The sequence below is a fragment of the Pontibacillus marinus BH030004 = DSM 16465 genome (assembly GCF_000425225.1).
In the GTDB taxonomy this organism is placed as follows: Bacteria; Bacillota; Bacilli; order Bacillales; family BH030062; genus Pontibacillus; species Pontibacillus marinus.
Genome location: NZ_AULJ01000042.1, coordinates 23,745 through 50,317 on the forward strand (window position 1 = coordinate 23,745; position 26,573 = coordinate 50,317).

Sequence of the window (26,573 nt, forward strand, 5' to 3'; positions counted from 1 at the left end):
CGCATATTCCATATTATGCTTTTAAGAAATGGAATATGCGGGTACATCTATAAAGAGGTGATTCAATGAGTTCCATGGATAAGACCATGAAGTTCAATTTTTCTGAGGAACCATTTGAGAAAAATGTGAAGGAAGTATTATTGTCCGTTCATGAAACATTGCAAGAAAAAGGATATAACCCGATTAACCAGATTGTCGGCTACTTATTATCTGGTGATCCTGCCTATATCCCAAGACACAAGGATGCTCGAAATTTAATTCGTAAAATGGAAAGAGACGAATTAATTGAAGAGTTAGTGAAATTCTATATAGAGGAACAACAAAAACAAGAAGGCTAGGGCGAGCATGAAAATAATTGGATTAGATGTTGGAGAAAAAACCATAGGGGTAGCAATCAGTGATGCATTTGGTTGGACAGCACAAGGGATTACCACGCTTCGTTGGGAAGAAGGGAACTACGATGATGCTGTACAGAAGTTAACCCCTTATATTAAGGAACACGAAGTCAGCAAAATTGTTGTTGGACTTCCAAAGAATATGAATGGTACGATTGGTGAACGCGGTGAAGCTAGTCAAACGTTTGCGAAGCATGTAGGTGAACAATTTCAGTTAGAAGTTGAGCTTTGGGACGAACGTTTAACAACAATGGCCGCGGAACGTGTTCTTTTGGATGCAGATATGAGTAAAAAAAAACGTAAACAAGTCATTGATAAAATGGCTGCTGTTATGATTTTGCAAAGTTATTTAGATGCAAAAAGTAGATGAGGTGAATAAAAATGGCATTAGAAGAAAAAGAGCGAATTATTATTCCAGACGAGAACGGTGAAGAGCACTTATTTGAAGTACTTTTCAAGTTCGATGTTGATCAAACAGGTCATTCTTACATCGCTGTAGTACCTGTAGAACAACAAGAATCTGAAGAAGTTGAAGTATTTGCTTTCCGTTACGAGGAAAAAGATGACGAGCAAGACGATCTAGCTCTTTATCAGATCGAGACTGATGAAGAATGGGAAATGGTTGAAGAAGTCCTCAATACACTTACAGATGAGGAAGAATAAAGAACAGGAGCCTGCTTAGTCAGGCTCTTTTCTTTAGGGATAAATGTAAAAAAGTGTTAGGGGTATGGTTATTCGGACGATCTCAGCTTTTCGAATCAATTTTCACGTTTCAATAGAAAAATATTAGAGAATTGTAGTATAATATATCGGATGAAAGGGGGAATTGTCATGTCGACCTCGAACCATGATGATCATTCAAATGAAAAAAAGAAAAAACATAGCGATGAGGCGAGAACGGTACGTAAAATAGTAGCTATCGTATTAAGTGTTATCGTCATTGCCATCATTGCTGTTGGTATATCAGGATACTTATATGTCAAATCAGGCTTAGAACCTGTAGACCCAGATGATACGACAAAGAAAACGGTTGAGATCCCGATCGGTTCTTCCGTTTCAAAGATAGGCTCTATCTTAGAAAACAAAGGTATTATTGAAGATAGTCGAATTTTTCGATTTTATATTAAATTCCGAAATAAATCAGGCTTCCAAGCTGGTGAGTATCAATTTTCACCATCTATGACGCTTGATGAAATTACGGAGACATTGAAAACAGGGAAAGTTGTTGAAGAAGCTGTAGCTACAGTTACGATTCCTGAAGGGAAAACAATCCAACAAATTGCTGATATCTACTCGAATAAGATGAGTTTTGATAAAGAGGAATTTGTCGAAAAAACCAAAGATGTTCAATATGTTGAATCGTTAATAGAAAAACATCCTAGTATTTTATCTGATGTTATTCTAGAGCCAGAGATTCGCAATCCACTAGAAGGTTACTTATTTGCAGCCACCTATCAATTTTATGAAGAAGATCCATCAATAGAAAAAATTATTGAAAAAATGCTGCAAAAAACAGAAAGTGTTGTTACCCCTTACCTAGATGGAATTAATCAAAAAGGATTAACGGTTCATGAAGCTGTAACATTTGCATCCCTACTTGAAAAAGAAGCACGCACTGTAGAGGATCGTAAAAAAATCGCAGGTGTCTTTTATAACCGTTTAGAAATTGACATGGCTCTTCAAACGGACCCTACGGTATTATACGCGTTAGGTAAACATAAGGATAGAGTCCTGCACAAGGATTTAGAAGTAGATTCTCCTTATAACACCTATAAGTACCCAGGTATTCCAGTAGGACCGATTTCGAACTTTGCTGAGAATTCTTTAAATGCTGTTGTAAACCCTGTGAACTCAGAAAACTTCTATTTCGTAGCTGCACCAAGTGGTGAAGTTTACTACGCAGAGGATTATGATGAACATCTAAGATTAAAAAACAAATATTTACCATAATTCTATAAAAACCAACACATCAATGCATTTGCCTGAATAGGTGAATGCATTTTCTTTTGTACTATGTTAAAATACAAAGGTTGTGTTAAAATGATGCACGAAAAAACTTGCGGGAGGGCAAGGAATGATTGATCCTAAGCAAGAAACTTATTTAATGAAAACGTTGGATGAACCAGATGAACACATTCAACAGTTGCAAACATATGCTCAAGATCATCGTGTGCCAATCATGGAACCGTTAGGCATAGAGTTTCTAGAACAGCTGATCCGTATGAAACAGCCAAAAAGAATTTTGGAAATAGGCGCAGCTATCGGTTATTCAGCTATACGTATGGCTCAGTGCTACCCTCATAGTGAAATCGTAACGGTTGAACGTGAGGAACAACGCTACCATGAAGCGGTGCAAAATATTCAAGATGCTCAACTAGAAAATCGTATTAACGTCGTTTTCGGTGATGCTCTTGAAGTTTCAGACGACCTTCTATCTCAGGGCCCTTATGATGTCCTTTTCATCGATGCAGCGAAGGGACAGTATCAACGATTTTTTGAATTGTTTACCCCTTCACTGGCTAAAGATGGCGTAATAATCTCGGATAATGTCCTATTTAAAGGTTATGTTGCTGATAATCCAAATGATGGTTCTAACAAAGCTAAAATAGCTCGTAAAATAGAAGCCTATAATGAATGGCTTATCCAACATCCTGATTTTAAAACCAACATTGTACCTATTGGTGACGGAGTGGCTATAAGTACAAAACGATAAAAGTGTAAAAAGTAATCCACACCCATAAGACGATACGTCATAGAATTAATCAGCAAAGGGTGTCTTACCACCGAAAGGAGAAGCATGTACCATGAGTGAGAAACCAGTAGTCATTGGTGTCGCAGGAGGAACTGGTTCTGGTAAAACCACTGTTACACGTTCTATTTTTCAACAATTTACAGATAAAACGATTTTAATGATGGAACAAGATTATTATTATAAAGATCAAAGCCACCTTCCATTTGAAGAACGCCTAAAAACAAATTATGATCATCCATTAGCCTTTGACAATGATTTATTAATGGAACATATTCAAAGTCTTTTAAATCGTGAATCCATTGAAAAACCAGTATATGATTATAAACTTCATACTAGATCGGATGAGGTTATCCTTACAGAATCAAAGGATGTAATCATTCTAGAAGGTATTATGGTTCTTGAGGACGAGCGTTTACGTGACCTGATGGATATTAAGGTTTTCGTAGATACAGATGCAGATGTACGTATTATTCGTCGTCTATTGCGAGATATTAATGAGAGAGGTAGAACCATTGACTCTGTCATTGATCAATATATTAACGTCGTTCGGCCGATGCATTTACAATTCGTAGAGCCAACGAAACGTTATGCAGATATCATAATTCCTGAAGGCGGACAAAACCATGTAGCGATTGATCTTATGACCACGAAGATCAAGACTATACTAGACGAGCGTGCAAATTAGTAACATTTAGAAAAAAATGTTGAAAACAACATGAAAATCTGCCATTATATGTGGTAGTAGTTCTAGAACACCAATTTCCTTTATAGAATAGAACAAGCTTATCACCTGAGCGCACATCCATGTGCCGCTCATTTTTATATAGGAATTGGAGATTTCTTTTGATGCAATTAAGGAGTGAATTTTGGTATGGCTGAAGACAAAAGCTATTATATGACTCAAGAAGGAAAAGAGAAGTTAGAGGAAGAACTGCATTATTTGAAAACAGAAAAGCGCCAGGAAGTTGTAGAGCGCATCAAAATTGCACGTGGATTTGGAGATTTATCTGAGAACTCTGAATATGATGCTGCAAAGGATGAACAAGCCTTTGTAGAGTCTCGTATCTCTCATGTGGAAAATATGATACGTAACGCTGTAATTATTGAAAATGATACTGGTAATAAAAACGAAGTTCAACTTGGTAAATCTGTTACGTTCCAGGAGATTCCTGACGGGGACGAAGAAACTTACACAATCGTAGGAAGCGCTGAGGCTGATCCATTTGAAGGCAAAATCTCAAATGAATCCCCAATGGCGAAAAGCCTGATTGGTCGTGAGATCGGTGAAGAAGTAACCGTAGCCACTCCAGGTGGAGACATCGACGTTAAGATTATGAAAGTAGAGTAGTCTTACAATTTCAATCACGGTTTAGTAAATAGTTCAGTTTTGGAGTATAAAGTAATTTGTACTCTTTAACTGGGCTATTTTTTTATGGGGAAAATTAGTTGGTTAGTTGTTAAACAATCTGACAGTAATCTGGAATAAAGCGTAGAGAGGTTCCGTTGCCAAATAGAGAGCGGGCGGGCTGGGAAATGGGTTGCTTTCCTGCGGACGAACTATCGAGCCTCCTCATCCGCTATTCGCTCCTTGCGGGGTCTCGCTAGCCCGTTTTTCCGCTGGAGTCAACCCATTTCCCAGCCCACCTTAGCCGAATGGTGAATAACGGAACCGCAGCTATCGTAAGGTTTTCTGATGTAGATTATGGGGTTGAGTCATATATGCACCAAAGTGATCTAAAGGCTTATATGTAGAGCTAAAATACAGTTTCCTTAAGCAAGAGATAAAATGATCTCAGCCATGGGTCCGTTAACTTTCATAACAGCAAAGGGGTGAGGAAAACGGCAAACTCCCGCGGTAGAAAGGGCGGACGAGATCCCGCAGAGAGCTTGCGAACGAGGAAGCTGAAAGTAAACATGGAAGATCGACTAAGACCGCCACATTGTGTGGCAACGTCGACCTACCCCACGTCGTGTGGGGCAGCAGGAGTATTGCCGTTTCACCGATCCCCTTACTCTCACAAAAGCAACGGACCTCAACCACATTTTATCTCGAATCCAAGTCTTCAAGATAAGGGGGGCTATGGTAGAATAAATCCTATTTACACAAATAAATACTCGTCAAAGTTTAACCACCTCACTCCATGGCGATAATGAGAATGAGGTGAGGGCATATGAAAACAAGACGAGCTAAGTTTATTGGACTACTACTAGTTCTCTCATTCGGATTACTTATTTATCGGCTAGCACATATCCAGCTAATAACAACAGAACAATTCGGTCCTGAAAACGTTAATTTGCTAGAGGAAAGTGTAGAACAACGAGCACAAAAAATGCTTTTGAATAATGGAAGAGGTCAATTCATCGATCGTAACCATGTCCCTCTTACACACCAGAAAGTTCAGGATATTGTCTTTTTTCCTTTTATTAAATCAATCTCTTACCCAGCTACAGAACTTGCCTCAATACTCGATGAAAGTACATACAAAATACGAACATGGATTGAAGAGGCTGAAGAACCGTTTTACTTAACAGAGAAAAGAGAAAAGCCCTTAACCGAAACCGAATATCAAGAACTAAAAGATTTAAGTATGCCTGGCATCATTCCTGTAAAACGTTCGATTGAAGGGGATCCATCGTTCGCGCAGCATTTTTTAGGCGTCGTAAGAGAAGATCCTGAAGCTTTTAAAGAACAAATAGGTGTCTTAGGCTTAGAGAACAGTTTTGACCCTTTTTTAGAGTCTACTGAAGAGGAAAAACTACTATATCACGTAGATGCAGTAGGATCGCCTATATTTGGCTTAAATGTCCGTTATGTTGGACAACAGGAACCTTATTATCCAGTAAAATTAAAAACAACACTAGATGTGAACATGCAGAAAAAGGCAGAAGAGATCGTGGAGAGGTTTGGAATCAAAAAAGGTGGTCTTATCTTACTGGATATAAAAACAAGAGATGTTTTAGCAATGGTTAGTAAGCCAGACATGGACCCGAAAGATCCGATTAGTGTGAATCATATGCTTACGGCCTATGCTCCAGGATCAATTTTTAAAACCGTTATTGCAGCAGCTGCTATTGAACATCCGAATGTCAACACGCATCGCCTCTTTGATTGTAATAAGAGCATTAATGAGGGAAAAAAGCCTGAAAGAGAACTCGGAATGCTCTCTTTTGAAGATAGCTTTGCCCAAAGCTGTAATCGTACCTTTGCAGAACTAGCGAATGAAATGATGGCTGAAGATCCTGATGTGATCGAAAACTATGCGAAGAAACTAGGGCTCACAGAAAAGGTAGGGTGGAATGGGGATGTATTTCATTTTAGTGATTTTGAACAGTTCCCGAATGAAAACTCTTCGACAATTTGGGGGAATGATACAGATAAACGTGTTCCATTAGCCATCTCACAAACAGCTATAGGGCAGTTAAATGTACAGGTTACTCCATTATCAATAGCTAATATGATGGCTACTATAGCTCAAAAAGGGGTGAAGAAGGAAGTTAGAGGTGTTACACGCATTCTGTATCAAAACGACGCTACAATGACCACATTTGCAGAGCATAGGGACGATGAGAACATTTTATCTTCTTACAATACACTTCGATTACAAGAGCTGCTCGCAAAGGTCGTGGAAGATCCAAATGGTACAGGAGGCAAGTTAAAAGGGCTAGATGTGGCTGGGAAATCAGGTACTGCTGAAATCAATGATGAAGTAGATCCACATCGTTGGTTTGCAGGATATTTTCCGCACGAAACCCCACGATATGCTATGGTTGTCGTTAATTTAAATGCACCATCATCGCAACCGACCTATGATGTATATAAGCATATGGTGAACGAAATATATGACTATGAAAAGGCTTCTTCTTAACAGGAAAGAGAAGCCTCTTTATAGATAACCCGATTAAGAAAATATCGATAGAATGTATCTTTTACAAAACTCTCTTTATTAATAGAAACAATGAATTGAAATACCATTCCTTCTTCAATGTTTGAAAACTCCACGATAGACCCGTTTAAGTAAAAAATGTATAAACGTTTCTCGTCATGGTCGTAGCCAATTTTATCAAACGTTTTTAAATTCCACTTTCTTTGGTCAAATTGAGTAGTTTGCACCAAAGTCCACCGCCTTCTCACATTTGTATTTTTCATATGGACTATTTTTGACAAAATCCTTCTAAATCCTTTCTATTAGCAAAACTAGTTCTTTTTCGACAAAATTAGAGCGGTTGGATGAAAAAACCTTCTGAATTGTCGTAGGGGTTGTTCTTTATTCTCTTTTTTGCCCATAGTATAATAGAGCAAAGGAGGAAGGAATCATGTACGATCGCAATTCAAGATATGACCGTTATGAAAAACGACGTAAAAACACTAAATTAATGACTGTATTAGGTATAGCAGGAGGTCTTTTGGCGATTATATTGCTTGCTGTTATAATTTTGCCTTTTGGTGATAATAATGCCCAAGAACCAGCAGAAGGTGAACAACCTCCTGTCTCTGAAAACGGGGATGATTCAACTGAAGATCAAGGCGAAAAAGATTCAACATCGAATGACGATCGTGCTTCAGAGAATTCTGATGAAGAGTCCTCAGAGGCAACCAATGAAAAGGATAAAGAAGCATCCGACAAGTCTGAAGATGCTGATTCAGATGAAACGACGACTCAAGAATCCAATGATGAAAATGTAATTGAAATTATACAAAAAGATTGGAAACCTGTAGGCACAAAACAGGAAGGAAATCATGTGGCAACCTATGAGATGGACTCTCAAGACTGGGCAGAGATGGAGAAAGCTGTTCGTCTCGGCGCCGATTTACAAGAGGGAAACTCTATCATTTGGCATATTGGAAATGGAGGAAGTCCTCAAAAAGCAATTGGAACTATAACGAATAAAGCACAAACGGAAACCTACCGCGTTTACATTCAGTGGGTAGATGAAAAAGGATGGAAACCAACTAAGGTTGAAGTTTTAAAAGAAAATGATAAAAAGGAACTCTATCAAGACAATAATGAAAATGAACAACAAGATGATGAAGAGCAGTAAGGAGCGTTAATTATGGTAATTGGAATTATCGGAGCAATGGATGAAGAAGTAGAATTATTAAAGACATGGATGGCAGTAGAGCATTCAGAAACCGTAGCAAGTGTTACGTTTTATAAAGGTCAACTAGAAGGACATGATGTCGTTCTGTTGAAATCGGGGATTGGAAAGGTGAATGCAGCCTTAGCAACAAGTATTTTACATGAACGTTATCAACCTACTCATGTTATCAATACAGGTTCAGCTGGTGGCTTCGCTGTTGATCTTAACGTGGGAGACCTTGTTATATCCTCGGAAGTACGTCACCATGATGTAGACGTTACAGCTTTCCAATATGAGTATGGCCAGGTTCCTAATATGCCAGCTTCCTATATTCCTGATGAGAAGCTTGTAGAGGTTGCTGAAAAAGCAGCTGAAGAGATTACAGATATTCAAACTGTAAGAGGCCTTATAGCAACTGGGGATGCCTTTATGCAGGATGCAAACCGAGTTGATTTTGTTCGCGGTCATTTTCCTGCAATGAAAGCAGCAGAAATGGAAGCTGCAGCAATAGCCCAAGTTTGCCACCATTATGAAACGCCATTTGTTATTATTCGCTCACTATCTGATATTGCCGGTCAGGAATCAAATGTATCCTTCGAACAATATCTAGAAACAGCAGGTAAAAATGCAGCGACTCTGATCCAGAAAATGATTCGTGTTTTATAATCTCCCATTATTTACTAGAATCGCTCCCCTTAAAACCATGTTAATATGCTTATAGGGAGAGGTGATAGTGATGGATAACGTAACAAAACAGCTTCAAGCAAAAGTAGAAGACTATAGCCGTTTTGTCATCACCTTACTAATCGTTAGTTTCTATTTTTATATGGGATCCTTGATTACGGTCTATTTAAAACCTTCATCAGAAGGATCTATTACTCTAATGATCCTAACGACTGTAAGTATTGTAACTTCATTCTACTTTGTACTAAAGTGGAAAAAATATAAACAAACATTAGCTGAAAATGAACAATAAATAAAAAGCAATCCCTGCATATGATGCATAAGGGATTGCTTTAATTGTACTTTAAGAAATTTCAACTATTGTAAAGGTATAAAGTATAAGAAAAGACATCGGTTTCGCCATTTGTGGCGATAACCGTGTTTTTCTAATGTATTTAATTGTCTTTTTTCTTCTTAGTACTCTTTTCTTTTCGATAAAACTCATGAAAGATTTTCATCAACGCTCGTTTTTCAATACGTGATACATAACTTCTAGATATGTTCAAGGTCTTAGCTATTTCTCTTTGAGTCATTTCTTCCTTCATTCCTAAGCCATATCTTCCAATAATAACTTCTTTCTCTCTTTTGTCGAGTATTCCTAAGTATTCTCGAATTTTTTCTACTTCCATATTCAGCTGAATGAGTTCCACAACATCCGCATTATCTGCTTTTAAAATATCAATTAAACTAATCTCATTACCTTCCTTATCCTGACCGATTGGATCTTGTAAAGAAACATCTTTCTTGGTCTTTTTCAGAGCTCTTAAATGCATAAGTATTTCGTTTTCTATACATCTAGCTGCATAAGTTGCAAGTTTTGTCCCCTTACCTGGAGAAAAGCTTTCAATCCCCTTAATTAAACCAATAGTCCCGATAGAGATTAAGTCTTCATTATCTTCGCCTGTATTTTCGAACTTTTTGACAATGTGTGCAACTAAACGAAGATTGTGCTCGATAAGCCGATTACGCGCTTCCTCATCCCCCTCGCGCATTTTTTCAAGACATTTTGCTTCTTCTTGAGGCGATAATGGTTGTGGGAAGGCATGGTTCTTCACATACGATACAAAGAAGATCGTTTCTTTAACAAAATACACGAGTGCTGACAGTAAACTGGACAATGACATGCACCTCCACGAGAGCTTTAGGCTTTTGCCTATATAGTCACTTTATGCTCGAAAAAGGCGGATTGTGTCTGTCCAAGTGAGAAAACTATAACAATATAATCATTAGAGGGGGAAGTAATGCACTTAACAATTTATTCAGTATTATGGCAGGATTGTTGAAGACTTGAATCTGAGATATTGGTTAGGAGGAGTCCGTTGCTGTTGAGTAGTTTGTTGCGGTCAGTGAAACGGCAAGCCTGTTGTTGCCCCACACGACGTGGGGTAGTTCTACGTTGCCACATGATGTGGCGGTTTTAGTAGAACCTCCATTGTATAGCCGAGCCTCCTCATACGCTACGCTCCTTGCGGGGTCTCGTCTTGCCTTTGTTACCACGACAGTTTGGCGTTTCCTTCCCTCCACGCGATTATGGAAACTAACGGACCATAATTTGGCTTTCCCCACCTCATATTGATTGGAAATCATAGTAAGAGAAGTTGCTCAGACCCTTGTCATGATAGGATTAACCTGGAATTAGAACACTCTCTCCCAGAACTACGGCGGTTCCGTTAGTCACTATTCGGCTAAGGTGGGCTGTGGTACGGGTTGACTCCTCCGGAAAAACGGGCTAGCGAGACCCCGCAAGGAGCTTTAGCGAATGAGGAGACTCGATAGTTCGTCCGGGGAAAGCAACCCGTTCCACAGCCCACCGCACTCCACTAAAGAAACGGAACCATACGCACTTTATCTCGATTCCAAGTCTTCAACAATAGGGGGCTTTCATGGAAGAAGGGCTAAACAAAACCTAACATAAAAAACCGCCAAAAAAGGCGGTTTTTCTCATTCTTCACTATTAATAATCAGATGTACCTTGTCCACCTGATACGATAGCCATACCTGCGCTTGCGCCAATGCGAGTTGCGCCTGCTTCGATTACTGCATCTGCTCCTTCACGGTCACGAACACCGCCGGAAGCTTTAACGCCCATGTCAGGGCCTACTGTTTTTCTCATAAGGGCAACGTCTTCAACAGTAGCACCGCCGCCAGAGAAACCAGTTGATGTTTTAACAAAATCAGCTTCTGCTTCTTTTGCAAGTTCACATGCTTTAACTTTTTCATCATCTGTTAGAAGAGATGTTTCAATGATTACTTTTGTAAGAGCTTTACCTTCTGTTGCACGAACAACAGCTTCAATATCAGATTTTACAGTTTCGTAATCTCCGCTCTTAAGAGCTCCAATGTTAATAACCATGTCTACTTCTGTTGCGCCTTGTTCAATTGCTTGTTTTGTTTCGTAAGCTTTTGTTTCCTTTGTAGTAGCTCCAAGTGGGAAACCGATTACAGTACAAACCTTAACATCTGTATCTTTTAGAAGGTCGTAACAGAATGATACCCAGTAAGGGTTTACACAAACTGAAGCAAAGCCATATTCTTTTGCTTCTTTACAAATTTGCTCAATCTTTTCTTGTGCTGTATCAGGCTTTAATTGTGTATGGTCGATCATTTTAGCCATTTTAGTGTCCATTTAAATCTTCCTTTCAAAACGTAGTTGTACGGACCTCTTTTATAATAGCATTCTCTTAAGAAAAATGCTACACCTTCACAAGGTTAGCCGTTTTTAACCGTATATCAAAATATGAAAGATCCCCTTACAAGCTATAGCAAGAAAGGGGATCTCCATCTATTAAGAAGATAATTCTACTTCTTCATTTAACTTTGGCTCGTCCATTACACGAACGAATTGTCCAGCATTATAAGGATATCCTGCTTGTGTAATTTTTACACGCACAATTTCGCCTACCATATCTTCACTTGCTTCGAAGATCACTTTCAAATAGTTATCTGTATAACCAACATAACGGTTATCCTGATCGTCATCTTTCTTGAATTTTTCTTCTGGAATCACTTCAAGAACTTCATTCTCATACTGAGATGCATATTCTTTAGCTTGTTGGTTAGATAATTCAATTAGCTGATGAACACGATCATTTTTAACTTCGTCATCTACTTGGTCATCCATACGAGCTGCAGGAGTACCTGTACGCTTAGAGTAAGGGAAAACGTGAAGTTCAGAAAAACCAATTTCCTGAATAGCTCGATAGGTTTCCATAAATTCCTCATCCGTTTCACCAGGGAAACCAACAATTACGTCTGAAGTAATCGCAAGACCTGGAAGTGCCTTTTTGATACGTTCAACACGCTCTTTATAAAACTCCATCGTGTATTTACGACGCATGCGTTTCAACACAGAATCAGAACCAGACTGTAATGGTACGTGAAGGTGACGTACAATCTTATCGGATTCATTTAAAACATCAATGACATCGTCTGTAATTTGACTTGCTTCAATTGATGAGATACGAATACGCTTTAATCCCCTTACGCGCCTATCAAGCTCACGTAAAAGCATAGCTAAATTGTAGTCCTTCATGTCTTCACCATATCCACCAGTGTGAATACCTGTAAGAACGATTTCCTTATAACCTGCATCAACAAGTTGTTGAGCTTGATTAATAACCTCTTCTGGATCACGAGAACGCATTAAACCACGCGCCCATGGAATGATACAGAATGTGCAGAAGTTATTACACCCTTCTTGGATTTTCAGAGAAGCACGCGTACGGTCTGTGAATGCTGGTACATCCAACTCTTCGTACACACGCGTTTTCATGATATTTGTGACACCATTAATCGGTTGACGTTCTTTCTTATACTGCTCGATGTACTCAAGCATTTTAACACGGTCTTGTGTACCGACAACGATGTCAACACCTGGAATGTCCATAATTTCTCCTGGTGATGTTTGAGCATAACATCCAGTTACACAAATTACAGCATTATCATTTTTACGAATCGCGCGACGAATAACCTGTCGACTCTTTTTATCTCCCGTGTTTGTAACAGTACACGTATTAATGACATATACATCCGCTTGACGTTCAAAATCAACGCGTTCATAACCTTGATCCTTGAACAATTGCCAAACTGCTTCTGTTTCATAATGGTTTACTTTACAACCTAGCGTATGAAAAGCTACTGTTGCCATTGGATCACCCCAATTCTTCTAATTGAAAGGAAAGAGCTGATAGAAAATAGGCATGAGCAGTTTCTGTTCTTAAAATTCTAGGTCCTAGACGGACAGAGTTAAAGTTTGATTGCTTCAGCTTTTCCACTTCTTTTTCCGAAAAACCGCCTTCTGGTCCAATAACGAGGAGAACCTTTTGTGATGGTTTAATATTCGGAATGACTTCTTGCAAAGAGCGATATGTATCGGTTTTTGCTTCTTCCTCATAAGCAAATAACGCCCAATCATACTCTTTGCCAATATCCATTATTTCATGCAATGAATGGATTTCTTTAACCTCAGGCACAAGGTTTCGATGAGATTGCTCACTAGCTTCCTTCGCAATCTTCTGGTATCGATCAACCTTTTTCTTAGCCTTTTTATGATCCCATTTTACAATAGAGCGTTCTGCTTCAAAAGGGATAAAGGAATGAGTTCCTAATTCGGTTCCCTTTTGAATCACAAGCTCCATTTTATCACCTTTGGGCAGGCCTTGAACAATGGTTACCTGAGCAGGAAGTTCATGGTTTTCATCTTTCCAGGATACGATGCTGCATGTTACTTCTGAAGGAGATAGTTCTTGAATTTTACACAATGCTACATGTCCTTCAGGATCACAGCAAAGAACTTCATCATCTTCCTTCATTCTCATCACCTTAGTGATGTGATGAACATCTTCTCCTGTCAAAATCACTTCATTTTTATGCCACCCTGTAGAGGGAACAAAATATCGTTGCACAAGATGCACCCGCTTCCCTATGGTTTACGAGCAATAATGGAAGTCCAATCTTCCATTTTGTTCGTCTCCACAATCTCAAAACCTGACTCTTCTAAACGAGCTTTCACTTCATTACGTTTATTTTGAATAATACCTGAAGTAATGAAATGGCCTCCCGATTTAAGAAGACGGAACGCATTATCTGTAAAACGAACAATAATTTCAGCAAGGATATTAGAAACAATAAGATCAGCTTCTACATCCACATTGTTCAGTAAGTTATTTTGCTTGGAATAAATTTTGTGCTCAGCCTGATTTAGCTTAGCGTTTATCGTAGTGCTTTTTACAGCTACATCATCCAAATCATAAGCATATACTTCTTTTGCACCGAGTAATACGGACGCAATACTTAACACACCAGAACCTGCCCCAACATCAATGACAGTATCATTCTCTTGCAGGATTTGTTCAATAGCTTGGATACTTAACACAGTCGTTGGATGTGTACCTGTACCAAAAGCCATACCTGGGTCTAATTCAAGTATAATCTCATCACTAGAAACTGGCTCGTAATCTTCCCAGGTTGGTGTAATTGTAATACGTTCTGAAATCTTCACAGGCTTATAATACTTTTTCCATGCTGTTGCCCAGTCTTCTTCATTAACTTCACTGATCGTGATGTTATTGTGACCAAGGTCAATATCATGAATTAACAAGTTGTTTATAGCTTGCTTGATTTCATCAACGGTTTCCCCTAAAAAACTATTAACAGGAAGGTATGCTTTTACATACACACCTTCCGTTGGATAATCTTCGGGATTTAAATCGTACATCTCACCCATGAAGGTATCTCGTTCTTTTACAAGGTCTTGTGGGTCTTCAATTACCACTCCACTTGCACCAGCTTCATGAAGGATATTTGAAATGGGTTCAATCGCTTCATTCGTTGTATGAATACACATTTCAGACCATTTCACTATGATCAACTCACTTTACTCTAATTTCTTATTCACCTTTGAAAGCACGCTTCATGCGTGAGAAAATCCCGTCACTTTGCTCTTCTGTAGGTTCATTTCCTTCGATCTCATGAAACTCTCTTAAAAGCTCTTTCTGACGATCGTTTAGGTTTGTTGGAGTAACAACGCGCATTTTAACGTGTTGATCTCCATGTCCAGTACCTCGAATACTTGGAGCACCTTTTTCTTTCAGACGGAATGTTTTACCTGCTTGCGTACCCGCAGGAACTTTAAGCTTCACTTTTCCATGAACAGTTGGTACTTCTACTTCATCACCAAGTGCTGCTTGTGCAAATGTGATTGGCATTTCACAGAAAATATGGTTTCCTTCACGTTGGAAGAATTCGTGTGGACGAATTTGAACGACTACGTAAAGGTCGCCTGCAGGTCCGCCATTCTCACCAGGTTCACCTTGGCCAGATACACGGATTTGCTGTCCTTCGTCAATACCAGCAGGAATGGAAATGTGAATGGTTTTGCGTGTTTTCACCTTGCCATTTCCGCCACAAGTATTACACTTATCTTTGATAATCTTACCTGTACCTTGACAATAATGACATACGCGGCGGTTTACAACACGACCAAATGGTGTGTCTTGCTCTTGGTTAAGCTGGCCAGCACCCTTACAGTGTGAACATGTTTCTGGTTCAGTACCTGGTTTAGCACCTGATCCGTCACATGTATCACATGTTTCTTCTTTCGGAATTTGGATGTCGGTCTCTTTTCCGAAGATAGCTTCTTCAAAGCCTAAAGTCATCGTGTACTGAAGGTCTGCACCTTTACGTGGAGCGTTCGGATCGCGTCTACGACCTCCTCCACCGAAGAACATATCAAAAATGTCACCAAAGCCACCGAAGTCTTCTGCACCACCGAAACCTCCGAAGCCTTGACCGGCATTTTGACCAGCGTGACCGAATTGGTCATACTGTGCTCTCTTTTGTTGGTCACCTAGCACATCCCAAGCTTCTTGGGCTTCCTTGAACTTCTCAGATGCGTTTTCTTCTTCACTGACATCTGGGTGATATTTTTTCGCTAATTTACGATACGCTTTTTTGATTTCATCTTTAGATGCGTCTTTTGATACACCTAAGACTTCATAATAGTCGCGTTTACTCACTGAAGATCACTCTCCCGAATCTCTACTCACATAAAGTTTATCTTAACATTGTTCATTATTGATCTCAATATGGAATGTCATCCATCAGAGATTGCTGCACTCTAGTCGTGTGGGCCTAAAAAAGTCAAAGCCAAGAAAATCCTGACTTTGACTTTTTGTTTAGCTTATTCCCACATCGGCATATACGTTCTGTGGTTTACTGTTTATTTTCGTCGTCTTTAACTTCTTCGTACTCAGCGTCCTCAACATCTTCTGCACTTTGGCCGCCTTCTTCGCCTTGTTGTGCTTCAGCTTGTTGTTGTGCCTGTTCGTACATTTTTACAGAAAGCTGTTGAACTTGCTCTTGAAGTGCGTCTTTCTTTTCGCGGATTTGCTCAAGGTCTTCGCCTTCAAGTGCTGTTTGTAGTTCTTGTTTAGCTTCTTCTGCTTTTTGTTTTTCTTCTTCCGTAACAGCTTCTCCAAGATCTTTGATCGTCTTGTCTGTTGTGAAGACTAGCTGATCTGCTTCGTTACGAAGTTCTACTTCTTCACGGCGCTTTTTGTCCGCTTCAGCATTTTCTTCTGCTTCGTTTACCATACGTTCAACTTCGTCTTCAGAAAGACCAGAAGAAGACTTGATCGTGATGGATTGCTCTTTATTTGTACCCATGTCTTTCGCACTTACGTTAACAATACCGTTAGCGTCGATGTCGAATTTAACTTCGATTTGTGGTACGCCACGTGGTGCTGGCGGGATATCAGTTAATTGGAAACGACCAAGTGTTTTGTTATCTTGTGCCATTTCACGCTCACCCTGAAGTACGTGAATATCAACAGCTGTTTGGTTGTCTGCAGCAGTTGAGAATACCTGAGACTGGCTTGTAGGAATTGTTGTGTTACGCTCGATTAGTTTCGTTGTTACGCCACCCATTGTTTCAATACCAAGAGATAGTGGAGTAACGTCTAGTAATACAACGTCTTTAACGTCACCTTGAAGTACGCCACCTTGAACAGCTGCACCAAGTGCTACAACTTCGTCAGGGTTTACTCCTTTAGAAGGATCCTTACCTACTTCTTTCTTGATTGCTTCTTGTACTGCTGGGATACGAGTAGAACCACCAACAAGAAGTACTTTGTTAATGTCGTTTTGAGACATGTTTGCATCTTTAAGAGCACGACGAGTTGGTTCCATAGTGCGCTCTACTAAGCCTGCAGAAAGCTCTTCGAATTTCGCGCGAGTAAGATTCATTTCTAAGTGTAGTGGACCAGCTTCACCTGCAGTGATGAATGGTAGAGAAATTTGTGTTTGAGCTACACCAGAAAGATCCTTCTTCGCTTTTTCAGCTGCGTCTTTCAAGCGCTGAAGTGCCATTTTGTCTTTAGAAAGATCAATGCCATGTTCTTTCTTGAATTCAGCAACCATGTGGTCGATGATTACTTGGTCAAAGTCGTCACCACCAAGTTTGTTGTCACCAGCTGTAGCTACTACTTCGAAAGTACCGTCGCCGATGTCTAGGATAGATACGTCAAATGTACCTCCACCTAGGTCATATACAAGAATTGTTTGATCTTCTTCTTCTTTATCAATGCCGTATGCAAGAGCTGCTGCAGTTGGCTCGTTAATGATACGTTCTACTTCAAGACCAGCGATTTTACCAGCGTCTTTAGTAGCTTGACGTTCTGCATCATTAAAGTAAGCAGGAACTGTGATAACAGCTTTTTCTACAGTTTCTCCAAGGTAGTCTTCAGCGTAAGACTTAATGTGCTGAAGGATAATTGCAGAGATCTCTTGTGGAGTGTACTCTTTCCCTTCAATTTCTACAGTAAAGTCTGTACCCATGTGTCTTTTGATTGACTGGATTGTGTTAGGGTTTGTGATAGCCTGACGTTTCGCTACCTCACCTACTTGACGTTCACCATTTTTGAAAGAAACAACAGATGGTGTTGTACGATTACCTTCCGGATTTGGAATTACCTTTGATTCGCCGCCTTCCATTACTGCGACACAAGAGTTTGTTGTACCTAAGTCAATACCAATAATTTTACTCATGACTAAATGTCCTCCTTTACTTCAATATGTAGTTATTGATTCACTTTCACCATAGCAGGTCGAATAACTCGATCTTTGAGTTTATACCCTTTCTGAAGCTCTTCAACCACTACATTTGAATCATAATTTTCATCTTCTACTTGCATAACAGCTTGGTGCATATGAGGATCGAATGGCTCTCCCTGTGCAGGGATCTCTTCTACGCCCTCTTTTGTTAATGCATCCTTAAGCTGGCGATAAACCATGTTCATACCTTCTACGAAGTTCTGTGCAGAATCTTCTTTCACTTCAACCTGTAGAGCACGTTCAAAGTTATCTAAAACAGGTAATAATTCATTAATTAAATCTTGTGATCTATATTTCTTATCGTTTTCGCGCTCTTTTTGAGTGCGACGACGGAAATTATCATAGTCAGCCTGTAAGCGAAGTAAACGCTGCTGATATTCGTCTTTTTCCTGTTGAAGTTGTGCTTTTTCAGCATCTTCCTGATTATCTTGGTTTTCTTGCTCTTCCTCCAGGATTTCTACTTCAGGATTTTCAACGACTTCTTCTTGCTGATCTTCTGTTTGATTCATTTCTTCAGATTGCTGCTTGTTCTCGTCCATGTATGTCACCTCCTCGAATTTCCGGGTCTCTTAAACACCGATTACGAATATATCAGAAAACGCGATTCATATAAACCATTAAACATTATAAGAGGGGAGGAGATTTAGATGGCCTCCCAACTCTACCATTTATTCCCCGTCTGAATCGTCCTGATACCAAGAATGAAACGTTTTTGTCATTCGATTAGATAGCAGGTTCAGCAAGGAGATCACTTTGGAATACTCCATCCGCGTTGGCCCTAATAACGCAATCGTTCCCATTTGTTCATCGCCTAATGAGTAAGAAGCAGTAATAATACTTAAATCCTGCATCGCTTCAATTTCATTCTCTTGACCAATCGAAACTTTAATATCCTGTGAGTCGTGACGAAGTAGATGAGCTATTTCATTCTCTTCCTCAATCATCGAATATAAGGAACGAATTTTATCGATATCCTTAAATTCTGGCTGCATAAGGATGTTTGTCTTTCCACCTACATACAGTTTAACGGGTTGCTCTTCAAAGAGAGCTGCTTGTAAATATTCATAAGCTTTATCCGATTCATCTGTATGCTTACGAAGAAGAGAAGCAATTTCTGTTCTCAATTTTCGATTAAGATGGATAATTGGAACACCCTGCAAACGCTCATTTAGGATATTAACCATTTTCTCAAGATCGTGAGGTTCAATCCGAACAGGGATTGTGAAGGAACGATGCTCCACGTGACCTGTATTGGTAACAAGTATGGCAACAGCTGTGTGATCTGAAAGAGATATAATCTGCAGTTGCTTTAACTTTGTCTCATAAACCTCAGGTCCAAGAATAATGGATGTATAGTTTGTTAGGTCTGAGAGCACTCGAGCAGATTGCTGAACTACTTTTTCAAACTCTAACAATTGATTGGCAAAAGCCTGTTGAATAAACGATTTCTCATTCTTAGGCAGATCAAATGGTGACATGAGATGGTCTACGTAGAAACGGTAGCCTTTCTCAGAAGGTACCCGCCCTGAGGAAGAGTGGGTTTTCTCCAAGAAACCAAGCTCTTCAAGATCAGCCATTTCATTGCGAATTGTTGCCGAACTAAAAGATACTTCATCCTTTTTGGAAATCGCCCTGGATCCTACAGGTTGCGCAGATTGGATGAAATCATCAATAATCACTTGTAATATGAGCAATTGTCTATCTGTTAACATGATGATCACCTCTGTTAGCACTCGAATAATGTGAGTGCTAAATCTAATAATAAGTTATCAAATGCGATTCACCTTGTCAACGATATTTAATTACAGTTTTTCATCCTCTAATAAAAATTCTTGAAAGACTATGTTTCCGAATAGCTGACCTTGCTTTGTAAGGCGAATCGTTTCCTCATTCTCCTCTATCCATTCTTTCCTTTTTAGGTAATCTAATTCCCTACGATATAAAGAATTTATAGATAATCCGAAACGATCTTCAAATCCTTTCTTAGATACGCCTGCTGTTTTACGTAAGCCTAGAAACATTTGTTCTTCAATAGCGTCTCGCTTCTCAACGGTTTCTTCATGCAGTCTTGGCAGTCCATCTTCTAAAGCTTTCTTATTGTAATGATTCAATGGCTTCATATTAACCGTACGCTTACCTGGTAAATAACCGTGTGCACCAGCTCCGAACCCAAAATAGAAATCATTATTCCAATATGTTAAGTTATGCTGACTTTCGAATCCTGGTTTTGCAAAATTACTAATTTCATATTGATAAATGCCATTTGACTCCATCTTATTAAGAAGTAACTCATACATTGCTGCTTCTTCCTCTTCAACAGGCTTTGTAATCTTTCCTTTTTTATTTCGCATATAAAAGACGGTCTTAGGTTCAATCTGTAATGAGTAAGAAGAGTAATGAGGTAACCCTAATCCGATTGCTTCATTTATTGATGATTCAAAATCTTTATAAGTCTGCCCTGGCAGCCCGTACATTAAATCAACAGATACATTTTGAAAATCTTGCTTTTCAAAATGACGTAAATTTTCATAAACATCTGCAACTGTATGATTCCGACCTAGTTTTTCAAGCATCTGATCATCAAACACCTGTACTCCGAATGAAATACGATTTACACCATATTGCTTCAAGAGAGCTAACTTCCGTTCATCAAACTCTCCTGGATTTGCCTCAAATGTGTATTCAGGACAAGCCATTACATCAAACGAATCTGCTATCACTTTCAATAACACTTCAAGCTGTTCATAAGAGAGGGCTGTAGGAGTTCCTCCGCCTACATAGATCGTGTTTACTGCTTGCTGCTTCTTCCCTACTGCTGTAACCATCTCATTTTCTAAAGCTTTTAGATATTGGTCAGCTAGCTCTCTGTTATAAAAGAACTTGGTAAAATCACAGTAATGACATATATAGTTACAAAACGGTATATGAATATACGCTGAAGATATCATGCTTGTCACGTTCCTTTTAAAAAGTTTAAAAACCGCAAGAATAGCATCCTGCGGTTTTTGTCTAGAGATTAGTATTGTTCATTTATCATAATCCTCTAATTGCTGGTAATCTTGCTCGTGTATTAATCGTTGTCGGTATCCATTTCAAGAACGGCCATGAACGCCTCTTGAGGCACTTCAACAGAACCAACCATTTTCATACGCTTTTTACCTTCTTTTTGCTTCTCAAGAAGTTTACGTTTACGGGAAATGTCACCGCCGTAACATTTTGAAAGAACGTTTTTACGCATCGCTTTAATGGTCGAACGAGCCACGATCTTATTCCCAATCGCTGCCTGAACTGGCACCTCGAATTGCTGTCTTGGAATGAGGTCCTTCAACTTATTCGCAATAGCTTTGCCTCGCTCATAAGCGAAGTCACGGTGAACAATAAAGGATAATGCATCAATCGTATCATTGTTTAACAAGATATCCATTTTGACTAGGTTGGATGCACGGTAACCCACAAGGTCATAGTCAAAGGATGCGTACCCTTTCGTTTGAGATTTAAGTTGATCGAAGAAATCATACACGATCTCTGAAAGTGGAATCTCATACGTAATATTCACTCGATTATCATCAAGGTATTGCATATCCTGAAAGGCGCCACGCTTTGCCTGACAAATTTCCATAACAGAACCAACATAATCGTTTGGAACCATAATGGTTGCTTTTACAAACGGTTCACGCACTTCTGATACAGATTGGGTATCTGGCATCATAGATGGATTATCCACGGTAATGGTTTCGCCATCTGTTAGTTCAACTTCGTAAATAACACTTGGCGCAGTTGTAATAAGGTCAATACCAAATTCACGCTCTATACGTTCTTGGATTATCTCCATGTGTAGTAAACCAAGGAATCCACAACGGAAACCAAAACCTAGTGCCTGAGAGGTTTCTGCTTCGTATTGTAGAGAAGAGTCATTTAACTCTAATCGCTCCAGTGCTTCTCTTAGGTCATTATAGTTTGACGCATCAACTGGGAAGATCCCACAGAACACCATTGGGTTCATTTTCTTATAACCCGGTAATGGTTCAGAAGCTGGTCGCTCAGCTGATGTAATGGTATCACCCACTCGAGAGTCACTCACATTTTTAATAGAAGCCGTTAAATAACCTACATCCCCTACAGTTAAGGAATCTTTAGGTGTTGGCTTAGGGTTAAACACACCAATCTCAGTGACCTCGAATTCTTTCTCAGTCTGCATCATACGAATTCGTTGACCAACACGTACTGTGCCTTCCTTAATACTGATTGAAGCGATAACACCTCGATAAGGATCATATAATGAGTCAAAAATAAGTGCTTTCAATGGATCTTCTGGCTCACCTTCTGGAGCTGGAACACGTTCTACAATTGCTTCTAGAATATCGTCGATTCCTATTCCAGATTTCCCTGAAGCGTGAATAACTTCATCTTTCGTTACGCCTAGTAAATCTTCTAATTCTTTTGTTACACGTTCTGGATCTGCTGCTGGTAAATCAATTTTATTAATAACAGGTATGATTTCAAGATCATTATCAAGCGCTAAGTATAAGTTCGCTAGCGTCTGAGCTTCAATTCCTTGAGCAGCATCAACCACTAAAAGTACTCCGTCACAAGCAGCTAAACTACGAGATACTTCATACGTAAAGTCTACGTGACCTGGTGTATCAATTAAGTGAAATAAATAATCTTCCCCGTTAGCTGCTCCGTAACGCAACTGAACCGCATTTAGCTTAATTGTAATACCACGTTCACGTTCTAAGTCCATTGCATCAAGAAATTGCTCTTTCATTTCACGTTGAGTTAAAGCTTTCGTTCTTTCTAAAATTCTATCGGCTAAAGTTGATTTGCCGTGGTCTATATGAGCGATAATCGAAAAATTACGCACATTATCTTGTTTAATTTGGTTGTTACTCACATTCATCACTCCTACTTTATACCGCAACAATCGCTAGCTTAGATTATAGCAATGGAATAGGGATACTTCAACGAAAAGTCCAATATCCTATTATAAATGGGCACTTGTATAAGAAATTATTTTTAAATTAAAGATGATTAAAGGTAAGGGTAGCCGGCATAAATGAGGCGCTTGTCTTAGGATGTAGACAAGCGCCTTATTTTACAATCCACCTTATTAAAAGAATACTTGGACAAATTGATAAACGACCATAATCATTTGATTGTACATCCATTGCACTGACTTTTCGAGCGTAACCGCTACCTTTTGAATTCCATGACTAGATTGTAACTCTTCATACTTTTTTTGCTTCGCATCTACTGACACTTGTTGAAAATCTTGACCTAATACTTTAACTTCTACTTTTCCAGTATCGACATGACGAGTTTGAACTGCTTCTTGAAATGTCTCACTTTCGTATCCTCGCATCTTGATCATACCTTGGCTAGCTTGGTTCAAGCCAACCAGCACACCACCTAAAAATAAGATCACCATCACAAGAAATGTCATTGTCATTCGTACCATTTAGGCTCAGCTCCTTAATTACCGTTCACTTTTTCAGCCTGCCAGTAGTAGTCGCTAAAGACTTCTGCAAATGCATCAGCTGTTCGATATAGCTCCTCTAAATTACTACTTACTCCACCGAACTCTATTACGATTGAATTACTTGAAAGATCTTGATTAAATACACCATTTGTTCCTTGACCTTTTTTCTCTGTCACACCTCGACTGATCCCTGGATATTTCTTTTCGAGCTGTTTGTGTAAATCCCAAGCTAATTTGGCATTCTTTTCATAGTTCGGATTGTCCCCACCAACTACAAAAAACAAGCGAGCGTAAGATTTACCCTTTATTTCTTTAGTTGTGAAGGACTTGTCCGAATGCCAATCTCTATGAAGGTCAAAAAAGAATTGAAGGTTATCATTTTGCTTTATAGCTTGTGCAACGACTGGTCTAGACATTTCATAGGATTCGTAATATTTCATTCCATTATTTAATAACTTTCCGGTTATATCCGATTTATCAATATTTGCACCTATCCCATTATTCTCTAAACTTTTCTTAAGCCTATCACCAACCATGGTTATATTCGCCTTTGAATGATAGGCATCATCGGCGACTGTCCCTGGTGGAAGTAAAGGTAAAAATGATTCACGGTTATGAGAATGATAAATAAATACAACATCCCGTTCACCAGTTGTCTGAACTGGATCTTTTTCTTCAGCCTTAGGTGGATCAGGAGTTTCTTCATCATTTATGACAGCTTCTTTTTCCTCATCAAACACTTCCATTGGGGGTGAAGATTCTATCGGCATATTTGTATAATCCGTTCCTTCACCAGCCACAATGATCTTCCCATCGTAAGCTGCAAATCCAGGTAGCTCTCTCCCTAATAAAGACCTTGGATCATCAGGTCTAATCGATGTAGCACTCTGGAAAACGAGCTGAGTGATTTCAATATCCTCTTGATCTTCAGGATAAGCCTCTTTATAAAGGCGATTTTCCATCCCCATCAAATGAAGAAAAGACCCTCCTGAAATTTGACCTGTCCAATGATGAACAGAAGAAGAAGATAATCTATAAGCAGGTTGTATCGACGTTAACAACCCAATCAGCAAAAACAAGGCTATGACAGAAAAAAGAAATACACCACTTCGTTTGTACCAACTCTTTAACTCTTTATGAATAAAAGAAAAATTCTTTTTAGACACGAGTTCCACTCCCTCTGCTCATTTCTAGCAACTCTAGTAAATCTATATGAGCGTAAGAGAGAGAGTAGAACTCTTCTTCTAATTTTTATATTATCTTGTAAACGCGTCCTCTGTATCCGTATCTACATCCTCATGTAAAGCAGCATTCATACCAGAAGCTATAACATGAGCCATGTCTTTCATAAATCCATCTACTTCTTTTGGGGTAACCATTAAATTATGACCGATTGGTGTTAATACCTCTTGAATAAGTTTTCTTTTTTCTTGATCTGATAGACCGCCTATCATACCAAGAATCGCCTCGCGTTGCTTATCATTAGGCAAATCTTCTTCTGTTAATTTCTTTCTTTCTCCAAAATCCATTCCGGCTGGTGTGAGTGCTTTTGATGGGTCATCTTTTGTATTCCATTCGCGTCCGAAGTGTTTCAATACATAGTCAATCGTATCGCTTGTAATGGTGACAGCATCCACAACAGTTGGAACCCCTACTGCAATCACCGGAATACCAAGCGTCTCTACACTTAATTCTTTTCGTTTATTCCCAACACCTGATCCAGGATGAATACCTGTATCGGAGATTTGAATCGTTGCATTTACCCGACTAATTGATCTTGCTGCTAAAGCATCTACAGCAATGACAAAGTCAGGTTTCACTTTTTCAATAACCCCAAAAATAATGTCACTCGTCTCAATACCTGTAACCCCCATAACTCCAGGCGTTACTGATGATACTGGACGAAAGCCCTTATCCACTCTTTCTGGCTGGAGCTCAAATAAGTGGCTGGTTACTAAAAGTTTTTCAGCCACCATTGGCCCTAGCGCATCAGGAGTGACATTGTCATTTCCTAATCCTACGACTAAACAAGTAGCATCTTTCGGAAGGTCCGCTTTTCCAATAATCCCTTCTAGCTCTCTTGCAAAAATGGATGCAGTGTGGTGCTCTAGTTCCGTATCATGGTTTCGAATCGCTTGTGACTCAATCGTGATATAGGTGCCTGGCTTTTTTCCCATTCGTTCAGCACCTGACTCATCAATTTCAACATATGTGACTTTAACTTCTCCTTCTTCTTGTTCCTTAACTGTGACACCTTGGTGACCTTTCTTATTTTTCTTTTCTTCCTTTTCAGCTATCATTTCGTTAGCTTCTAGAGCAAGGTCTGTTCGAATTTGGAAACGCTCCAGATCGAGTGACATATGAAAACCTCCACTTTTTTTTATTAGGATTGCCGCGAGCTGATTCTTTCATACAAGATAATTTACTTGTCACACTTTGATAATTCTATTGAAAACTTGCACAGCCTTTGGTAAAATGTCTCTTGTTCCAAGTTAAAGTAGGCTTGAATCTCTTTAGGAGGTGAAAATAGATGCCAAACATTAAATCTGCGAAAAAACGTGTTGTTACACAAAACGCTAGCCGTGCTCAAAACCAGTCTTTCAAAGCAGACATGCGTTCTGCTGTGAAGCGTGTTGAGAACCTAGTAAGTGAGAACAAAAAACAAGAAGCGGAAGAAGCGTTGAAATCAGCTGCTCAAAAAATTGACAAAGCTGTAGGTAAAGGCCTTATCCACAAAAACAACGGTAACCGCAAAAAAGCTCGTCTTTCTAAGAAAGTACAAGAGCTTACTGCTTAATAACGATCCCTTTATTATGACCAACAACAACGGCCCTTGCCTTGGGTCGTAAAAACATCTGCTTTTGGCTTTATGTCGAAGGTAGATGTTTTTTTATTTTGATCTGTTTTATAAGAAAATTGCTAATGGATTTATTCAGTAATATGGCAGGATTGTTGAAGACTTGAAATTGAGAGGAGTCCGTTGCTGTTGAGTAGTTTGTTGCGGTCAGTGAAACGGCAAGCCTGTTGTGGAAGA

Annotated in this window: 27 protein-coding genes; 12 read left to right on the forward strand and 15 right to left on the reverse strand. The window is 39.2% G+C overall.

What is annotated here, in order from left to right; all coding sequences use genetic code 11:
• Positions 1-65: 65 nt before the first annotated feature.
• From H514_RS0110090 to H514_RS0110125, 8 genes are all read left to right on the forward strand, one after another.
• Entirely contained in the window at positions 66-338 is a 273-nt protein-coding gene (locus H514_RS0110090) for an IreB family regulatory phosphoprotein (protein WP_027446861.1), read from the forward strand.
• A 7-nt stretch (positions 339-345) separates the two neighbouring features.
• On the forward strand, positions 346-765 hold the full coding sequence (gene ruvX / locus H514_RS0110095) for a Holliday junction resolvase RuvX (RefSeq protein WP_027446862.1): 420 nt from the start codon (positions 346-348) through the stop codon (positions 763-765).
• A gap of 11 nt (positions 766-776) precedes the next feature.
• Positions 777-1,058, forward strand: coding sequence for a DUF1292 domain-containing protein (locus tag H514_RS0110100; RefSeq protein WP_027446863.1), 282 nt, complete (start codon positions 777-779; stop codon positions 1,056-1,058).
• A 168-nt stretch (positions 1,059-1,226) separates the two neighbouring features.
• A complete protein-coding gene (gene mltG, locus H514_RS0110105; RefSeq protein ID WP_027446864.1) occupies positions 1,227-2,345 on the forward strand; it encodes an endolytic transglycosylase MltG in 1,119 nt (372 codons plus the stop codon).
• Between the two features lie 124 nt (positions 2,346-2,469).
• A complete protein-coding gene (locus tag H514_RS0110110) occupies positions 2,470-3,108 on the forward strand; it encodes an O-methyltransferase (protein ID WP_027446865.1) in 639 nt (212 codons plus the stop codon).
• A 91-nt stretch (positions 3,109-3,199) separates the two neighbouring features.
• Positions 3,200-3,832: a uridine kinase gene (gene udk, locus H514_RS0110115; protein WP_027446866.1), complete on the forward strand. Its 633-nt coding sequence runs from the start codon at positions 3,200-3,202 to the stop codon at positions 3,830-3,832.
• Between the two features lie 186 nt (positions 3,833-4,018).
• Complete coding sequence (gene greA, locus H514_RS0110120; RefSeq protein WP_027446867.1) at positions 4,019-4,495, forward strand: transcription elongation factor GreA; 477 nt, start codon at positions 4,019-4,021, stop codon at positions 4,493-4,495.
• An 823-nt stretch (positions 4,496-5,318) separates the two neighbouring features.
• The gene (locus H514_RS0110125) at positions 5,319-7,013 is read left to right on the forward strand and encodes a peptidoglycan D,D-transpeptidase FtsI family protein (RefSeq protein WP_027446868.1); all 1,695 of its coding nucleotides are present in this window, start codon (positions 5,319-5,321) and stop codon (positions 7,011-7,013) included.
• On the opposite strand, the gene H514_RS0110130 is transcribed toward H514_RS0110125, so the two are convergent.
• Entirely contained in the window at positions 7,010-7,258 is a 249-nt protein-coding gene (locus H514_RS0110130) for a KTSC domain-containing protein (RefSeq protein ID WP_161625883.1), read from the reverse strand. The genes H514_RS0110125 and H514_RS0110130 overlap by 4 nt on opposite strands.
• Before the next feature lie 203 nt (positions 7,259-7,461).
• On the opposite strand from H514_RS0110130, the gene H514_RS22865 reads away from it, so the two are divergent.
• From H514_RS22865 to H514_RS22870, 3 genes are all read left to right on the forward strand, one after another.
• On the forward strand, positions 7,462-8,187 hold the full coding sequence (locus H514_RS22865) for a YrrS family protein (RefSeq protein WP_051255105.1): 726 nt from the start codon (positions 7,462-7,464) through the stop codon (positions 8,185-8,187).
• Positions 8,188-8,199: 12 nt separating this feature from the next.
• Entirely contained in the window at positions 8,200-8,892 is a 693-nt protein-coding gene (mtnN, locus tag H514_RS0110140) for a 5'-methylthioadenosine/S-adenosylhomocysteine nucleosidase (RefSeq protein WP_027446870.1), read from the forward strand.
• 70 nt (positions 8,893-8,962) lie between these two features.
• A complete protein-coding gene (locus tag H514_RS22870) occupies positions 8,963-9,202 on the forward strand; it encodes a YrhC family protein (RefSeq protein WP_036843876.1) in 240 nt (79 codons plus the stop codon).
• A 142-nt stretch (positions 9,203-9,344) separates the two neighbouring features.
• Here H514_RS22870 and sigK read toward each other — a convergent pair whose 3' ends face one another.
• From sigK to gpr, 14 genes are all read right to left on the reverse strand, one after another.
• A complete protein-coding gene (gene sigK, locus H514_RS0110150; protein ID WP_027446871.1) occupies positions 9,345-10,067 on the reverse strand; it encodes an RNA polymerase sporulation sigma factor SigK in 723 nt (240 codons plus the stop codon).
• 836 nt (positions 10,068-10,903) lie between these two features.
• A complete protein-coding gene (gene deoC / locus H514_RS0110155; protein ID WP_027446872.1) occupies positions 10,904-11,575 on the reverse strand; it encodes a deoxyribose-phosphate aldolase in 672 nt (223 codons plus the stop codon).
• A 159-nt stretch (positions 11,576-11,734) separates the two neighbouring features.
• Complete coding sequence (mtaB, locus tag H514_RS0110160; RefSeq protein ID WP_027446873.1) at positions 11,735-13,096, reverse strand: tRNA (N(6)-L-threonylcarbamoyladenosine(37)-C(2))-methylthiotransferase MtaB; 1,362 nt, start codon at positions 13,094-13,096, stop codon at positions 11,735-11,737.
• Positions 13,097-13,100: 4 nt separating this feature from the next.
• Complete coding sequence (locus H514_RS0110165) at positions 13,101-13,853, reverse strand: 16S rRNA (uracil(1498)-N(3))-methyltransferase (RefSeq protein WP_027446874.1); 753 nt, start codon at positions 13,851-13,853, stop codon at positions 13,101-13,103.
• A gap of 17 nt (positions 13,854-13,870) precedes the next feature.
• The gene (prmA, locus tag H514_RS0110170; RefSeq protein ID WP_027446875.1) at positions 13,871-14,809 is read right to left on the reverse strand and encodes a 50S ribosomal protein L11 methyltransferase; all 939 of its coding nucleotides are present in this window, start codon (positions 14,807-14,809) and stop codon (positions 13,871-13,873) included.
• Between the two features lie 28 nt (positions 14,810-14,837).
• Positions 14,838-15,965, reverse strand: coding sequence for a molecular chaperone DnaJ (gene dnaJ, locus H514_RS0110175; RefSeq protein ID WP_027446876.1), 1,128 nt, complete (start codon positions 15,963-15,965; stop codon positions 14,838-14,840).
• Positions 15,966-16,161: 196 nt separating this feature from the next.
• Positions 16,162-17,994 carry a molecular chaperone DnaK gene (gene dnaK / locus H514_RS0110180; RefSeq protein ID WP_027446877.1) on the reverse strand — a complete coding sequence of 611 codons (1,833 nt, stop codon included), beginning with the start codon at positions 17,992-17,994 and terminating at the stop codon, positions 16,162-16,164.
• Positions 17,995-18,026: 32 nt separating this feature from the next.
• Positions 18,027-18,599: a nucleotide exchange factor GrpE gene (grpE, locus tag H514_RS0110185; protein WP_027446878.1), complete on the reverse strand. Its 573-nt coding sequence runs from the start codon at positions 18,597-18,599 to the stop codon at positions 18,027-18,029.
• A 129-nt stretch (positions 18,600-18,728) separates the two neighbouring features.
• Positions 18,729-19,772 (reverse strand): heat-inducible transcriptional repressor HrcA, encoded by a 1,044-nt coding sequence (hrcA, locus tag H514_RS0110190; RefSeq protein WP_027446879.1) that lies wholly within the window; start codon positions 19,770-19,772, stop codon positions 18,729-18,731.
• A 90-nt stretch (positions 19,773-19,862) separates the two neighbouring features.
• Positions 19,863-21,008 carry a radical SAM family heme chaperone HemW gene (hemW, locus tag H514_RS0110195; protein ID WP_027446880.1) on the reverse strand — a complete coding sequence of 382 codons (1,146 nt, stop codon included), beginning with the start codon at positions 21,006-21,008 and terminating at the stop codon, positions 19,863-19,865.
• A 122-nt stretch (positions 21,009-21,130) separates the two neighbouring features.
• The gene (gene lepA, locus H514_RS0110200) at positions 21,131-22,954 is read right to left on the reverse strand and encodes a translation elongation factor 4 (RefSeq protein WP_027446881.1); all 1,824 of its coding nucleotides are present in this window, start codon (positions 22,952-22,954) and stop codon (positions 21,131-21,133) included.
• Between the two features lie 216 nt (positions 22,955-23,170).
• The gene (locus H514_RS0110205; protein ID WP_027446882.1) at positions 23,171-23,518 is read right to left on the reverse strand and encodes a DUF3679 domain-containing protein; all 348 of its coding nucleotides are present in this window, start codon (positions 23,516-23,518) and stop codon (positions 23,171-23,173) included.
• 14 nt (positions 23,519-23,532) lie between these two features.
• Positions 23,533-24,705, reverse strand: coding sequence for a stage II sporulation protein P (gene spoIIP, locus H514_RS0110210; RefSeq protein WP_027446883.1), 1,173 nt, complete (start codon positions 24,703-24,705; stop codon positions 23,533-23,535).
• Positions 24,706-24,795: 90 nt separating this feature from the next.
• Positions 24,796-25,899, reverse strand: a complete 1,104-nt coding sequence (gpr, locus tag H514_RS0110215; protein ID WP_027446884.1) for a GPR endopeptidase — start codon at positions 25,897-25,899, stop codon at positions 24,796-24,798.
• Between the two features lie 170 nt (positions 25,900-26,069).
• Here gpr and rpsT point away from each other — a divergent pair, with 170 nt between their 5' ends.
• On the forward strand, positions 26,070-26,336 hold the full coding sequence (gene rpsT / locus H514_RS0110220; protein WP_027446885.1) for a 30S ribosomal protein S20: 267 nt from the start codon (positions 26,070-26,072) through the stop codon (positions 26,334-26,336).
• Positions 26,337-26,573 lie beyond the last annotated feature (237 nt).